The following is a 14,738-nucleotide window of genomic DNA, read 5'->3' as shown; positions in this document are numbered from 1 at the left end:
GCACTCCATGCACGGGTACTTCCTGGCCCCGGGGGACGGCACCGCGCCGGTGATGCTCCGGGTCGACAGGGACCGGGACGGGCGGCGCTATTCGACGCGCCGCGTGCTCGCGACGCAGCAGGGCGCCACGATCCTGCACCTGGCCGCCTCGTTCCATCGCGCCCAGGACGGGCCGGACTACCAGTCCGCGAGTATGCCCGCCGCCGAGGATCCCGAAGCGCTGCCCGCGTTCGAACTCGATCGCCGGATGCTCGATCTCGACGCCCGAATCCCGCACGATCCCGAGCGCTGGCACCGCTGGCCGACCCGGTTGTGGATCCGCGTGCGAGAACCGCTCGGCGACGAGCCGAACACGCACGCCTGCGCCCTCGCCTTCCTGTCGGACATGTGCACCGGGCTGTCCAAGGCCCCGCAGGTGGACCAGGTCGGCATCCTGCCCAGCCTCGACCACTCGCTCTGGTTGCACCGGCCCGTCCGGGTCGACAACTGGCTGTTGATGGACCTGCGACCGGAGTCGACCTCGGCCGGCCGCGGATTGTACACCGGCCGGATCTACAACCGCGGCGGCCGCCTGGTGGCCAGCCTGGCCCAGGAATCGCTGTTCCGCATCCGGCCGAAATCCGAGCATCTGCCGAATCTGCCGCAGGCGCCGGAATAGGTAGAAAATCTCCTATATCAGTTAACTATATGAAAAGATGGATCGATGTTCGAAGGCCCCACCGAGGACCCGGTGATCACCCCGGACACAACGACGATCACCGCCGACACTCCGTTCACCGAGGCGGACGACACCTACCATCGACCGCTGACCGACGACCCGTTCTGGGCGGAGACCACCTGGTGGTCGTTCAACATTCCCGAGCGCAGGATCGGCGGCTGGTTGCACGCCGCCCATCACGTGAATCGCGGCACCGTCACCTGGCGGGTCTTCGCCTGGGACCCCGGCGGCGCCGATCCCGGCCGGATGGCCTACTACCGCACCGCCGTGGACGCCCCGATGCCCGCCGATCCCGATCTGCGCGATATCACCTTTCCCAGTGGCGGATTCAGCGTCGAGATGCTGCGCCCGCTCATGGACTACGAGATCAGCTATCTCGATCGAGCCGCCGATTTCTCCCTGTCCTTCCAGCACAACAGCGTGCATCCGCCGCGCCGGTTCACTCCCGGCGAACCGCCCGCCATGCACAGCCCGCATCTCGATCAGCTCGGGCACATCACCGGCGAACTCGTCCTGCGCGGGGAACGGATCCCGATCGACTGCTATTCGATCAGGGACCGGACCTGGGGTCCCCGAGGCGGGCATCACGACCGGAGCAGGAAGCCCGAATACCTGGCGGGCAAGTACCGCGTGGCCGCTCCCGGCGGGCCGCAGTGGCGGCAGATCGAACGCCAGCGCGGCCGTGGCCGGGTGCAGTACATCTTCGGCCACGCCGACGAGCGCACCGGATTTCTCGGATTCGTCCGGCCACAGGACGGCGATGCCGTGGGCCGCTCACCGCTCAATCACGGCTGGCTCCTGCGCGACGGCGTGTTCGAGCGGCTCGACAAGACCGCCAGCTGGATGCGCAATTTCCGCGATCCCGCGACCGGCTGGAGCGCGCACATGGACGTCCAACTCACCGATATCACCGGCCGGACCATGCAGGCCGAAGGCTTCTCGGTGAGCCATATGTGTGAAGGCGGCGCGGGCAGCAACGCGCTGATGCGCTGGGAATTCGACAACCGGATCGGCTGGGGCGAAGACCAGGACGGCTGGAAGCGCGGCCATTTCATCACGATGCTCAACGCGCTGCGCGCCACTCGCCGCCCCGGGCGGGACGAACCTCCGCCGGAGGCGGATTCGAACGGCAGGCAGGAGCGACGATGAGCGGACCGTTCACCGGAGTGCGGGTGATCGAGGTCGCCGCATGGACATTCGTGCCCGGCGCAGGCGCGATCATGGCCGATCTCGGGGCCGATGTGATCAAGGTCGAACCACCGACCGGAGATCCACAGCGCGCCTTGCGCAACGCGCTCAACGCCGACGAGTCGGCGGCCAATCCGTTCCTGGAAGTGCCGAACCGGGGCAAGCGCAGCATCACCCTCGATCTCACCTCTGCCGACGGACAGGCGATCCTGCGTCGCCTCGTCGCCTCCGCCGATGTGTTCCTCACCAGTTACCTGCCCGAACCGCGCGCCCGACTGAAGATCGATGTCGAGGACATCACCGCGGTCGCTCCGCGCGTGATCTATGTCCGAGGCTCGGGCTGGGGCAGCCGGGGGCCGATGACCGACGTCGGCGGATTCGACTCCGCGGCAGCGTGGTCGGCGGCGGGCACCCTGTACAAGCTCACACCGCCGGGCGCGCCGGAGCCGGTGCTCCAACCCGCCGCCTTCTACGATCTCCAGGGTTCCAACACCATCGCGGGCGCGGTGGCCATGGCGCTGTTCCGCCGGGAACGCACCGGCGAGGGCGGCGTGGTCGACGTCTCGCTGTTGAACACCGGCATGTGGGCGATGAGCCCCGATCTGGCCGCGGGCGCGGCTGGTGAACTGCCCAGACAGAACCGCCGCGAGGCCGCGAACCCCATCGTCAACCTGTACCGGACCAAGGACGACCGCTGGCTCAATCTGGTCTGCCTGCAGGCGGATCGCTTCTGGGGCGAGCTCTGCGAGCTGATAGGCCGCGACGATCTCGTCGCCGACGAGCGGTTCGCCGACGCGGGCAAGCGGTTCGCGCACCGGGCCGAGTGCGTCGCCGAACTCGACGCCACCTTCGCCACCCGCACCATGGCCGAATGGCAGGAGATCCTGGCCGGCTTCCGCGGAGTCTGGGCGCCCAGCGCCACCTTCGCCGAAATCCACGAGAACCCACAGGTGCGGGCCAACGGCTATCTGCCGGAGGTCGTCGGCAACAACGGCGTCCCCTTCAAGGTCGTCGCGCCGCCCTATCAGTTCGACGGCGAGTTCACCGCCCCCCGCGGGCCCGCACCGGAACTGGGCCAGCACACCGAGGAGATTCTGCTCGACGCCGGATTCGACTGGGACGAGATCGCCGCGCATCGCGACAGCGGCGCATTGGGCTGATCAGCGTCAATTGAACAGATCCACGACGGATTCGGTGGCGAGCGTGCCCCACAGCATGTTCTTGCCCGCCTTGACCATGTGACCGCGCCAGAACTGCTCGGCGCCGTCGGCGTCCCCGGCCTCGATCAGCGAGATCACCTTCGTGAACGAGCGCAGCGTCTTACGGAACTGGGACAGGATTTCGGCGTGGTCGGTGGAGCGCCGAACCGCCGCGTCCATGTGCACCGATACCACCTCCTGGAGCACACCCGCGAGCAGGGCCAGCGTCTTGTTGCCCGCCCGCTCCATGATCAGATCGTGGAACCGGAAGGCCGCCCGCGACCACTCGTCGAACCTCGCGCTGTCGGTGCCCGCGGCGACCAGCGCTTTCAACTCGGTGACCGCCCCCGTGAGCGCGGCCAGATCCGCGTCCGTGTGGCGCTGGGCGAGCATCCGCACCGCCGCGGGCTCGAGCACCATGCGCGCCTCGTAGACGTCCGCGAGGGTGGTGGCCGACATCTGCAACAGCAGACCGACATGGCGCGCGGCCACCGCCGGATCGGGCGAGGAGACCTGCACACCACCGCGCGAGCCCCGGCGCACGACGATCAGGGATTCGTTCTCGAGGATCCGGAACGCCTCACGCAGCGTCGGGCGCGAGACGCCGAACTGCTTGCCGAGCACCAGCTCCGGAGGCAGGGTGTCCCCCGGCTTCAACACGCCACGCACGATCTCGCCGCGAAGCTGGCGGGCGATCAGTTCGGCGGTCTTCGGCGCACGGACACGACGATGCGCGCCATCGACCGAAACAGCGCTGGTCACAGATTACCTCGATACCTCGGGACGAGAGCAGCTCTCGTACGGCTTCGCGGGTGCGGACGACTCGGCCGACCCACCGGTCAACAGCTACATCATATAACTAGTCATTTCCCCTCGCTGACCGAAGCAAGAAGGTAAATTATATAACCGATATAAGTGATCAGGCGAAGGCGCATCGGCATGACGACAACCCCGCTGGGCAAGCTGTACATCGACGGGCAGTGGACAGGCGGCCACGGGACGGAGCGGATCACCGTCGTCAACCCCGCGACCGAAGAGCCGATCGGCACCGTGCCACAGGCGACATCGGCCGACGTCGAGCACGCGGTATCGGCGGCCCGTCGCGCCTTCGACGAGGGCCCGTGGCCGAGGACGACCCCCGCCGAACGTTCCGGGGTGCTCTCCGCGATGGCGGCCGAACTACGCCGCCGCAGCCCCGAACTCGTCGAACTGAGCATCGCCGAAGCCGGATCCACCCGGATGCTGGCCGAGTTCCTCCAGGTCGGCGCACCGATCGAGCACTTCGCCGATCTCGCACACCGCGTCGTGCCCGGTTTCGACTTCGTGACGCCGATGCTGCCGACCATCGGGCGCGGCATCGGCCAGGGCGTCGTGGTCCGTGAACCCTACGGCGTCGCCGCCCTTGTCACCGCGTTCAACTTCCCGCTGTTCCTCAATCTGTTCAAGGTGGGGCCCGCGCTGGCGGCGGGCTGCACCGTGGTGCTCAAGTGCTCGCCCTACACCCCCTTCGAGGCGCTGATCCTCGGCGAGATCGCCGAGGCGGCCGGAGTGCCCGCGGGTGTCCTCAACATCATCACCGGCGATGTCGCCGCAGGTGAGGCACTCACCCGCCATCCCGGCGTCGACATCGTGAGCTTCACCGGCTCGGACACCGTCGGACGCAAGGTCTACGAGCAGAGTGCGGACACCCTCAAGAAGGTGGTGCTCGAACTGGGCGGCAAGTCCGCCAATGTGCTGCTCGACGACACCGACCTGGACAAGGTGATCGACAGTGTTCTGTCCGGCTTCGTCACCCACGCCGGCCAGGGCTGCGCCCTGATGACCAGAGTGCTCGTCCACGAATCACTGCACGACGAACTCGTCGGAAGAGTCGAAGCGGCGCTGGACTACATCACGGTGGGCGATCCCGCCGACCCCGCGGTGTCGATGGGGCCGCTGATCCGGCAAGTGCAGCGCGAGCGGGTCGAGGCGCTGATCCGCACCGGACTCGCCGAAGGCGCGCGGATCGCCCACGGCGGCGGACGACCCAGCCACCTGAACAGGGGCTACTTCCTCGAACCGACCCTGTTCGTCGGCGTCGACAACGCGATGACCATCGCCCGCAGCGAGTTCTTCGGGCCGGTGGCGGTGGTGATCCCGTTCGCGGACGACGCGGAGGCGGTCCGGCTGGCCAACGACAGCGACTTCGGCCTGGCAGGCGGGGTGTGGTCCGCGGACCCGATCCGCGCCTACGGCGTCGCCCAGCAACTGCGCACCGGCATGGTCGTGATCAACGGCGGTGGCGGCGGCCTGAGCCCGCACGGCCCGTTCGGCGGGTACAAGCGCAGCGGCCTCGGCCGCGAGTTCGGCGCCCACGGCCTTTCGGAGTTCCTGCAGCACAAGACCATTCAGTGGCCGGTCGGCTGACGACCGTCACACGACGGGCAGCGACGGTACCAGGAGAGGCAGGTCACCGATGACCAAGGCACACGACGAGGCGACGAGCAACGACGTGATCGGCGCGCCACCGGAAGCGGATCCTCCGGTCGCCGAGAACTCCCCCACCACGACACCGGCCGAGGGCTCGCGAGCCCAGGATTCACCCCCGATCGTCTGGCTGGCGCGAGTGGGCGCGCTGATCGTGGCGCTGCAGCTCTACATCTACATCCGCTGGATACTGTCCGACGACTTCGCGCCGGTGCCGCACGGTCCCGACGAGATCCCGACCTCGACCATGGTCCTGATCAGGATCTCCGAAGTGATCTGCGTCGTCGGCATGGTGGCCTTCGTGATCTGGCTGGTCCGCAGGACCCGACGAGAGGGGCAGCTGCCCACCATCGGCGTGTTCCTGATCGCCTGGCTGCTGGCGGCGTGGCAGGACGTGGGCGTGAACGCGATCCGGCCCGTTTTCGCCTACAGCACCGGCTTCTTCCAGATGGGATCGTGGGGCCCCTATGTTCCGGGGTGGGTCGCCAAAGGCGCGGAGACCCCGCAGCCCATCTGGTACACGCTCGCCGACTACCTGCTCTTCCTTCCGTTGGCGGTCGTCGGCATCGACAAGGTGATCAAGGCCGCCCGCAAGCGATTCCCCCGGCTGAACAAGGCCGGGATCGTGGCGTCGATGCTGCTGCTCTTCTTCGTCCTCGACACCGCGATCGAGCAGATGTTGCAGCGTCAGGGCCTGTGGACCTACATGCGCGTGAACAGCACCTGGTCGATCTTCCCCGGGACCCTCGATCAGTTCCCGCTCTACGAAGGGATCGTGTTCGGCGCCGTCGTCACAGTGCTGTCGATCTCGATCTACTGCTTCCGCCGCGAGGACGGTCTGCTGATCTCCGACGCCGGCATCGAGCGGCTGCGCTCGAAGCGTGGTGTCAGCGTCGTGCGGATCCTCGCCCTGACCACCGTGGTGAACGCGATCATGCTGGTGTTCAATCTGGGATTCAACCTCGTCAACCAGCACGCCGACACGACCCCGCCATCGATCCCCAGCTACTTCCACGTCGAGATGTGCGGTGTCGCCGACAACCCTGCGTGCCCGCCGCCGAAGGGCTGACCACGCCGGACACCTCCGCCGACCTGCACCACTCGGCGGGCTCGTTCGCCGCCTGGTCCTCGGTGGTCGGGTGCGCGATCAGGAGACGGTCACCGACGAATCGTGGCGGCCGAGATCGGCGGCGAACGGGTCCTTCGCCGCACCGCCGCGCCGAGCCCGCCGCGACCGTTTCTTCGACCAGTGGTACCGGCATGTCGACGCCGCCGCCGGAGAGCCTTGCGGGCGCGCCGGCCGCGCATGCGAGCGATCCCGCCACCGACCGCATCGGCCGGATTCCGCAGCGGCTGTTCGCTTTCGACGCCGCGGGTAGCGGGGCCCCGCGCGCGCCGGCGCTGCTGTCGATCCATTCGTGGGGGCGCGGCGACGACCGGTTCACCATCGAGGCGGGCGCGGGGCTCATGATCCCGGTACCCGCGTTCCGTCGCGACCCCGACCTGTCGCCCCGCGCCGACAACCAGGCAGCGGGCCGCTTGCCGCGGGCGGGTGTCTGTTCGGCGACTCCCTGCCGCAGCGGCGTGTTGTCCGCCGGGGCCGGGCCCGAGCGCGCAACCAGCAGCCCGCGCCGGGCGAGTCGCGAAGATGGATCAGCGCAGCGGCCGGAATCCGCGGAAGCGCTTCAGATAGGAGACGATTCGGCGCAGCGGCACGGAGGTCGGCCAGTCGTCTGCCCGGAAATACGCATCCGAACCGCCGTCGACGAAGACCACGCTGCCGCACAGGAAGCTCGCCGATTCCGACAGCATGAACAGCACCCAGTCGGCCAGGTGGCCGGGATCGCCGAAACCGCCGATCGGCACGGGGAACGCGTTGATCAGCTTCGCCTCGGCCGGGGTGGCGAGCTGCTTCTCCAGCAGGGGCGTGCGGATAGCGCCGGGGGCCAGCACGTTGAGGCGGATGCCCGCGCCGGCCCACTCGGCGGTCACCGCGTTGCGCCGCGCCCATCGGGAAACCGCGATCTTGGACGCGCCGTAGGCGATGGAGGGGGCCTGGCTCCCGAAGATCCGCAGCGCGCGCACGGCTTTGTCGACATCGCCCGACAGCAGCGCGCGGATCGCCCGGCGCGGCACCGCGGGCGTGGTGGTCGTGGAGTTGCTGCCGAAGACGACGACCTTGGCTTCGCCGCTCTTCGCCAGCGCGGCGCGCCAGCCGTCGAGCAACTCCACCACGCCCCGGTAGTTGACCTGGAAGATCAGGCGCGGACGATCCTTGCCCGGCGTCGGGCCGAGACCGGCGGCCAGGACCGCGCCGTCGAGGTGCCCCTCGGTCTGCTCGAGCACCTTGCGGACAGCGTCGTCGCGTCCCTGCGGTGTGGACAGGTCCGCGACGACCTCGGCGTCCCGGATGTCGACGCCGACCACGGTGTGACCGGCCGCGCGCAGTTTTTCGACCACCGCCCGGCCCATCCCCGATGCCGACCCCGTCACCACATACACGCCCACGAGTCTTGCCTCCTGATCGCGACGCCGGACTCTCCGGTGCACGCGGCGCAATATTGACACACCGCGACCAAATCGGGTGGCGCTTTCCGGTACCGCGCGATCGAGTCCGAATCGCGGCGCGAATACTGACCGCATGGCTGTCGACCCACGCGGTATCGATCTGAAACGCTTCCTCGCCGAGGACCCGGGCGGTCCGGTGGTGATGCTGAACCTGCTGCGCTTCGCCCCCGGCGGCCGGGAACTGTATGCCCGCTACGCCGACGCCGTGCAGGAGACGTTCGCCCCGCGCTACGGCGCGGAAGTGCTCTATGCGGGTGACGGATCGACGGCGCTGGTCGCCGAGCAGGGCCAGGACTGGGATGCGGTGATCCTGGTGCGCTATCCCTCGCGACAGGTCTTCTGTGAGATGGTCTCCGACCCCGAGTACCAGCAGGTGACCACGTGGCGGACCGAGGCGCTGAAAGAGGCGGTCCTCCAGGCGACTTCGGCGTGGTGAGGTAGCGCGGGAGCCTGCTGCGGCCACCATCCACCGTTCGCACGATCCGGAACTCCGACGGAAAAAGGGTGATCATGCTCGATCTGCGCGACCTGACGCTTCCGCTCATCGGTGCCCCGATGGCGGGCGGGCCGTCCACTCCCGCGCTCGCCGCCGCGGTCGGCGCCGCGGGCGGGCTCGGCTTCCTCGCGGCCGGCTACCGGACCGCCGAACAGGTCGCCGAGCAGATCGAACAGACCAGGGCGCTCACCGCCCGGCCGTTCGGGGTGAACCTGTTCGTGCCCCAGCCCAGCGTGGCCCGCGAGGCGGAACTCGCCCGGTACCGCGAGTCGCTGGCCGACGAGGCCGAGCGCTACGGCGCCGAACCCGGCTCGCCCCATCCGGACGACGACGATTGGCAGGCCAAGCTCGAACTCGTCGAAGCATCCCGCCCCGCGGCGGTGTCGTTCACCTTCGGCTCGCCGGGCCGCGAGTGGATGACCGCCCTCGCCCGGGCGGGCATCCTCACCCTCGTCACGGTCACCACCCCCGCCGAGGCCGAACTGGCCGTCGCCGACGGCGCCGGGGGGCTGGTGGTGCAGGGCCCGGCGGCCGGTGGGCATCGCGGGACATTCGACCCCGCCGCAGCGCCGGGCACCACATCACTGGACGAACTCCTCACCCGGATCGCGCGTGCGGTCCCGGTGGTCGCGGCGGGGGGACTGTCCACGCCGGAAGCCGTCGCGCATGTCCACCGGCTCGGCGCCGCAGCCGCGCAGATCGGGACCGCCCTGCTGCTCGCCGAGGAAGCGGGCACGAACGCCGTGCACCGAGCCGCCCTGCAGTCCCCCGAATTCACCCGAACCGGCCTGACCAGGGCGTTCTCCGGCCGCTACGCGCGCGGTCTGGTCAACGACTTCATGCGCCGCCACGACTCGCACGCGCCCTCGGGCTATCCGGAACTCAATCAGATCACCGGGCCGCTGCGGGCGGCGGCAGTTCGCGCGGGCGATCCACACGGCACCAGTCTGTGGGCGGGCACCGGATTCCGGTCCGCCAGGCCGAACACCGCCGGGGCGATTCTCGAGAATCTGACCGCATAGCGGTCACGGGCGGACTCGGCTCCGACCTCGATCCGCTGGTTGCCGGTGCGCTGTCCCCCTGTCCGGCCGCCGCCGCGCCCGGGCGCGCCCCCTATCCGAATGATCTCTGTCTCATGACGCTTCGTCCGGCGGGACCACGGCCACAACGGCCGTGAACGGATCGATGTCTCGACCGGCCACAGGGGAAACATCGACCACTCGTCGCCCTCCGGTCCCTCCACTCACTCACGCGTTCAGGACCGTTGCCAATTTCGCCCTCGGCTGTTTGGACATCCCGGCGCCGGGAATAGCCGTCCTGTCACAACATTTCAGCGTGAAGCGGGAAACACATGTTCATTGTCATAGGGCTCGTCGTCCTGCTCGCCGCGGTCGTCGCCGGAGTCGCCGTGGCTGCTGCCGATATCGATCAGATGCGAATGGCGGCAGGTGATTTCGAAGTATTCGGACATCCTTTCACACCCTCGGTGGGAGAGGTTTTCGGCTCCGGCATCGTCATCGGCGCCGCGGGCATGCTCGGTCTGCTGCTCCTGTCGATCGGTGTGTGGCGAACCGCCCGCCGCGGCAGCGAAGCGCGCCGGGAACTACGTCGTTCACGCCGGGAGGTCGCGGCAGCCCGCCGCGCCACTCCCGCACCCCAGGCCACTCGCGACACCGCGGCATCCCGCAGCGGAGCCGTGTGGAGTGCGAACCGGTTCATCAAACGCCCCGCGGGCGACTCCGGACCGGCGAAGGCGTGAACACATTCAGTCGGAACTCGACTGTCGAGGAAAGGGAAAGACCGTGATCGTACTCGGATTGATTCTGCTGATCGTCGGCTGGTTGCTCGGTATCAACCTGCTGGTCACCGCGGGCATCATCGTGCTGCTCGTCGGCGCCGTGCTCTGGATCGCCGGCTCGGTGGGCCACCCGGTCGGTGGCCGCAGGCACTACTACTGACGTCACCGGCAACTACTTCCACAGGAGAGCGCGATGGACCGGAATCCACCACGCCGTGAGAGCCGGCTCGGACACCGGGTGCAGGCCACGCGCGGCAGCGTGAAGAAGTTCATGGGCAGGGCGACCGACAATCCCCGGCTCGAAGCACAGGGTCGCCGAGACCAATTGTCCGGCAACCTGAAACAGGCCGTGAACAAGGTGCGCGACGCCTTCAGGCGTTGACACCACGAACGCGGTGACGACAACCGATCGGCCGGGTGGCGCATGCGCCACCCGGCCGATCGGTTGTGTGTCGACGAGCACCGCTACTTCATGTGCTTGCATTCCCCCAAACAGGACGCCCTGCGTCGGATCCGTTCAGCGGCGCGGCGGATGCCGCCGGCGAACCGATGGGCCGATCGTAGCCGATCCCCGGGCGCACGCTGTGCCGCAACCCACCGGTCACCGGTTGCCCTGAACATTGAAAGGTTCTGTGGCACAATCCTTCCTGTGTGGCGAGCGATCGAGGTCAGCTCCGCGGCACCACTGTCTCCGCAGGTCGATGCACCTGCGCGCCGGTTCGACGACTCGCGCACGCCGCTACGCGACCGAACCGAAACGCCCCCTACCTGCCGTTGCCGCGTCACCCGGCCGAGGCTTCGGGTAACTCTTGCTACGCATCCGCGACTCCCTGCATCCGCGCGTGGGCGGCACTGTCGTGCCGGGGAAGCCACGGCGACGGCCTGAGCGTCCCCCAGCGCTGGGCTGGGGCGGTAGATGAACTAGGAGCGATCATGGTTACGAACGGGCAAGAGGGGCAGACGTCGCTGGCCGAGTACCTCCGGCACGGCAGCTCGGAGTTCCATCAGCGGCTGCAGGAGATCCTGAGTGATCCGAACTTCGCCGTCACCGACGAACAGAGCCAGGAGCAGCGGCGGGAGAACGCCTACGCCCAGTTGCGGTATCTGGTCAAGGAGATCGGCAGCACCCAGGCTGTCGCGACGACCCTGCCCGAACTCTTCGCGGTGTTCGACTGGTCGGCGGTATTGGCAACAGACCTGATCCCGCTCATCTCCGGCCACTACAACCTGGCCTCGGGCAGCCTGGCCACCCTCACCGAGCCCGAGGCCGCCGCCCCCTATCTGCAGGACCTGGACGACGCGTCCGCCATCGGCGTCATGCTGCTGACCGAATACGGCTGCGGCTCCAATATCGGGTTCATGCAGACCACCGCCACCTGGGACGGGGACGGGTTCGTGATCAACACCCCGACCCCGCGGGCCAGGAAGTTCATGCCGAGCGTCGGCATCCCGGTGTCCCGCGTGTGCGTGGTCGGCGCGCGCTTCATCGACGCGGCGGGCGTCGATCAGGGCGTGCACCTGTTCACCGCGCGACTACGCGGCGCGGACGGCACCCCGGCCCCCGGCGTGACGATCACCCAGCTCGACCACCAGCCGCTGGTGATCATGGACAACTCGGTCATCAGCTTCGAGAATCTGCGGGTCGATCGCAGTGCGTGGCTGAGCAACGACCTGGCGACGATCGACGACAACGGCGTGCTGACCTGGCGCGACGAGGCCAGCCGGAGGCGGGCGTTCCCCTCGGCGATCAGTCAGCTGACCGTCGGGCGCTTGGCGCTCTCGTCCTGCTTGAACGCCTCGGCCCGCGCCGCGCTCTACATCGCGCTGCGCTACGCCGCCAAGCGGCTGGTGCCGCTGACGCTCGAAGACACCCCGGTCATGCTCGACATCCCGCACGTGCGCGACACCCTGATCACCGATCTGGCGGGCACCGTCGTGCGGACCGTCTACGGCAACGCGATCAAGACCCACCTCGCCGACAGCGACCTCACCCATCGCGACACCGTGGTGTCGGTGATGCTGGCCAAGCACTTCATCCAGCTGCACGCCCTGGACACGGTGACCCACAGCCGCATCAAGATGGGCGCGCAGGGCATGTTCAGCGCCAACCGGGTCGCCGACTACCTGGGTGTCTGCCATGCGGCCATCACCGGCGAAGGCGATTGCCATGTCCTCGGATCGGTCGCCGGTCGAGTGCTGGCCAAGCAGCTGGCCGGTAAGACGCCGCCGCAGCCCGCCCTGCACGATCCCGCCGACGCCGACGACCGTCAGCGCCTGTTCAACGCTCGCACGCTGACGATCGTCCAAGAGGCGCAACGGCATCTGGCCACGTCGGCGCTGGCCGATCGCCTGGCGGTCATCCCCGAGGCGCTCGAACTCGCCGAGGCCTACTGCGCCGAAGAGGCGTTGGGCCTGCTGCAGAACCACACCACGCATCCGGAGATCGCCGCGGTGCGCGATGTTTTCGCACTGCACTACATCGACCAGCATGCCACGTGGTACCTGACCCGCGGTCTGATCGACGTCGCCGCCGTGGAGAAGACCAAGCAGCAGCTCCGTCAGGCCATCGACAACCTCGTCGATCACGTGCCCGCACTGCTGGAGGCCTTCGGCTTCGACGACGAGATCCTCGGCGCACCGGTGCTGTCGGATGATCTCCCCGGCGCGTGGGATTCCCGCATCCGCGCGCTGCAGGACAACTGACCCGGAACAGCCCTGCCGGTGGAGCCCCCGACAGTGTCGGGGGCTCCACCCGTGCGTCGACCGAAATACCGGATACCGTGCCGTGATCGGACACCGGGCAAGCATCGCCCGGTGGCGCCCGTCGAGGGCCCCTGACCAGTGGAACGATGCCGTGCGGCAGCCGCGACAGTCGCCTACAGTATTCTCCGCAAAGGCCAACGCGCGCACATGCTCTACAGCCGCAGACCTGAAGCGAGGCGCTCGACCATCGCCTCGAGTGCAGTGCCATCGCAACCGAGATCGAGGAGAATCCGTGCATCTGCAACACCCACTCCAGGGTGCTACCGCTGACCCGAAGCGGTCGATCGAGGTCACCGGTCCCGGTCCCCGAATTCCCATCTACAGCGAGGAATTCGCGGCCGACCCGCACGGGGCCTACCGCCGGATGCGCGACATGAACTACGGACCGCTGGTGCCGGTGGAGATGTGGCCCGGCGTGCCCGCCACCCTGGTCATCAAGTACAGCACGGCGGTACGCATCCTCGGCGACTCCGCGCACTTCCCGGCCGACCCGAGCGCCTGGCAGAAGACCGTGTCCGCCGATATCCCGATCATGCCGATGATCGAGTACCGCCCCAACGCGATTCGCACGAGCGGCGCGGAACACACCCGCTACCGCAGCGTTCTGAACCACGCCTTGGCCGGAATCGATCTGAATTCCGTGCGATCGGCGGTGGAGACCTCCGCGGTTCCGATCGTCAACACGTTCTGCCGCGAGGGGCGCGCCGACGTGCTGAACCAGTACGCCCTTCCGCTCGTCTTCTCGGTCTTCTGCCAGATACTCGGCTGTCCGCCGGAAATCGGTGAGCAGGTCGCGACCGCCAGCGCCGCGATGTTCGACGGCGTGGACACCGACACGGTGAACGCGATGATGAGCGAGGCGCTGCTGGATCTCACCGCCCTCAAGCGCGCCCACCCGGCCGACGACGTCACCACCAGAATGGTCCAGCATCCGGCCGCGCTGACCGACGAGGAGATGGTGCATCAGCTGGTCCTGTTGTTCGCCGCCGGCGTCGAACCGCCGGTGAACCTCATCGCCAACACCCTGCTGCTGATGCTCACCGACTCCCGTTTCACCACCGGTGAGCACGGATTGCCGCTGTCGACCAGGTCCGCACTCGAAGAGCGCCTGGCGACCGACCCGCCCATGGCGAACTACTGCATCACCTACCCGCGTCAGCCCATCCTGATCGAGGGCGTGTGGCTGCCCGCGAACCAGCCGGTCATCATCAGCATGGCCGCCTGCAACACGGATCCGGAGATCAATACCGGCGAATACCTGGACAACGGCTGGAATCTGGCGTTCAGCACGGGCGATCACGCCTGCCCCGCCCAGGCCCGCCCGTACGGACTCCTGCTCGCCCAGGACGTCATCGACCACCTCCTCGACACCGTTCCGGAACTGGCTCTCGCCGTTCCCCCGGAGGAACTCGTGTGGCGCCCCGGCCCCTTCCACCGGGCGTTGACAGCGCTGCCTGTGGTCTTCCCGCCGTCGGCTCCGTTGCCGGTGTAGCTCCCGACCGACGACCCGGTGCGGCCATCCCTCGCCGGGTCGACGCCTGT

15 protein-coding genes are annotated in these 14,738 nt (G+C 68.3%); 12 read left to right on the top strand and 3 right to left on the bottom strand.

Annotation, left to right across the window (positions count from 1 at the left end):
* The 3 genes from ON26_RS10480 to ON26_RS10470 all read left to right on the top strand — a co-directional run.
* A partial coding sequence (locus tag ON26_RS10480) for an acyl-CoA thioesterase (protein WP_157171850.1) occupies nt 1-658 on the top strand: 658 nt, incomplete at its 5' end.
* A 45-nt stretch (nt 659-703) separates the two neighbouring features.
* Complete coding sequence (locus tag ON26_RS10475) at nt 704-1,867, top strand: DUF7064 domain-containing protein (protein ID WP_245545799.1); 1,164 nt, start codon at nt 704-706, stop codon at nt 1,865-1,867.
* Nucleotides 1,864-3,066 (top strand): CaiB/BaiF CoA transferase family protein, encoded by a 1,203-nt coding sequence (locus tag ON26_RS10470; RefSeq protein ID WP_040795819.1) that lies wholly within the window; start codon nt 1,864-1,866, stop codon nt 3,064-3,066. The genes ON26_RS10475 and ON26_RS10470 overlap by 4 nt, the downstream gene beginning before the upstream one ends.
* A 6-nt stretch (nt 3,067-3,072) precedes the next feature.
* On the opposite strand, the gene ON26_RS10465 is transcribed toward ON26_RS10470, so the two are convergent.
* Nucleotides 3,073-3,867, bottom strand: a complete 795-nt coding sequence (locus ON26_RS10465; protein WP_040795818.1) for a FadR/GntR family transcriptional regulator — start codon at nt 3,865-3,867, stop codon at nt 3,073-3,075.
* A 177-nt stretch (nt 3,868-4,044) separates the two neighbouring features.
* On the opposite strand from ON26_RS10465, the gene ON26_RS10460 reads away from it, so the two are divergent.
* On the top strand, nt 4,045-5,511 hold the full coding sequence (locus ON26_RS10460) for an aldehyde dehydrogenase family protein (RefSeq protein ID WP_040795817.1): 1,467 nt from the start codon (nt 4,045-4,047) through the stop codon (nt 5,509-5,511).
* Between the two features lie 49 nt (nt 5,512-5,560).
* A complete protein-coding gene (locus tag ON26_RS10455; protein WP_083883993.1) occupies nt 5,561-6,640 on the top strand; it encodes a spirocyclase AveC family protein in 1,080 nt (359 codons plus the stop codon).
* 584 nt (nt 6,641-7,224) lie between these two features.
* On the opposite strand, the gene ON26_RS10450 is transcribed toward ON26_RS10455, so the two are convergent.
* Nucleotides 7,225-8,079 (bottom strand): SDR family oxidoreductase, encoded by an 855-nt coding sequence (locus ON26_RS10450; protein ID WP_040795816.1) that lies wholly within the window; start codon nt 8,077-8,079, stop codon nt 7,225-7,227.
* A gap of 133 nt (nt 8,080-8,212) precedes the next feature.
* On the opposite strand from ON26_RS10450, the gene ON26_RS10445 reads away from it, so the two are divergent.
* Nucleotides 8,213-8,575 (top strand): DUF1330 domain-containing protein, encoded by a 363-nt coding sequence (locus tag ON26_RS10445; protein WP_040795815.1) that lies wholly within the window; start codon nt 8,213-8,215, stop codon nt 8,573-8,575.
* A 71-nt stretch (nt 8,576-8,646) separates the two neighbouring features.
* On the top strand, nt 8,647-9,657 hold the full coding sequence (locus tag ON26_RS10440; RefSeq protein WP_040795863.1) for a nitronate monooxygenase: 1,011 nt from the start codon (nt 8,647-8,649) through the stop codon (nt 9,655-9,657).
* A gap of 308 nt (nt 9,658-9,965) precedes the next feature.
* On the opposite strand, the gene ON26_RS33280 is transcribed toward ON26_RS10440, so the two are convergent.
* The gene (locus ON26_RS33280; RefSeq protein WP_157171849.1) at nt 9,966-10,106 is read right to left on the bottom strand and encodes a hypothetical protein; all 141 of its coding nucleotides are present in this window, start codon (nt 10,104-10,106) and stop codon (nt 9,966-9,968) included.
* A gap of 15 nt (nt 10,107-10,121) precedes the next feature.
* Between ON26_RS33280 and ON26_RS31575 the strand changes: the two genes are divergently transcribed.
* The 5 genes from ON26_RS31575 to ON26_RS10420 all read left to right on the top strand — a co-directional run bounded on the left by ON26_RS31575 (nt 10,122) and on the right by ON26_RS10420 (nt 14,688).
* Complete coding sequence (locus tag ON26_RS31575) at nt 10,122-10,394, top strand: hypothetical protein (protein WP_051026906.1); 273 nt, start codon at nt 10,122-10,124, stop codon at nt 10,392-10,394.
* Between the two features lie 43 nt (nt 10,395-10,437).
* The gene (locus tag ON26_RS33855) at nt 10,438-10,593 is read left to right on the top strand and encodes a DUF6131 family protein (protein WP_085998983.1); all 156 of its coding nucleotides are present in this window, start codon (nt 10,438-10,440) and stop codon (nt 10,591-10,593) included.
* Between the two features lie 33 nt (nt 10,594-10,626).
* The gene (locus ON26_RS10430) at nt 10,627-10,815 is read left to right on the top strand and encodes a CsbD family protein (RefSeq protein ID WP_040795814.1); all 189 of its coding nucleotides are present in this window, start codon (nt 10,627-10,629) and stop codon (nt 10,813-10,815) included.
* A gap of 551 nt (nt 10,816-11,366) precedes the next feature.
* Nucleotides 11,367-13,136: an acyl-CoA dehydrogenase family protein gene (locus ON26_RS10425; protein WP_040795813.1), complete on the top strand. Its 1,770-nt coding sequence runs from the start codon at nt 11,367-11,369 to the stop codon at nt 13,134-13,136.
* A 292-nt stretch (nt 13,137-13,428) separates the two neighbouring features.
* Nucleotides 13,429-14,688 carry a cytochrome P450 family protein gene (locus ON26_RS10420; protein ID WP_040795812.1) on the top strand — a complete coding sequence of 420 codons (1,260 nt, stop codon included), beginning with the start codon at nt 13,429-13,431 and terminating at the stop codon, nt 14,686-14,688.
* Nucleotides 14,689-14,738 lie beyond the last annotated feature (50 nt).

This window comes from Nocardia higoensis NBRC 100133, assembly GCF_000308595.1.
Classification (GTDB): Bacteria; Actinomycetota; Actinomycetes; order Mycobacteriales; family Mycobacteriaceae; genus Nocardia; species Nocardia higoensis.
This window is presented reverse-complemented; position numbering and strand designations above follow the sequence as displayed.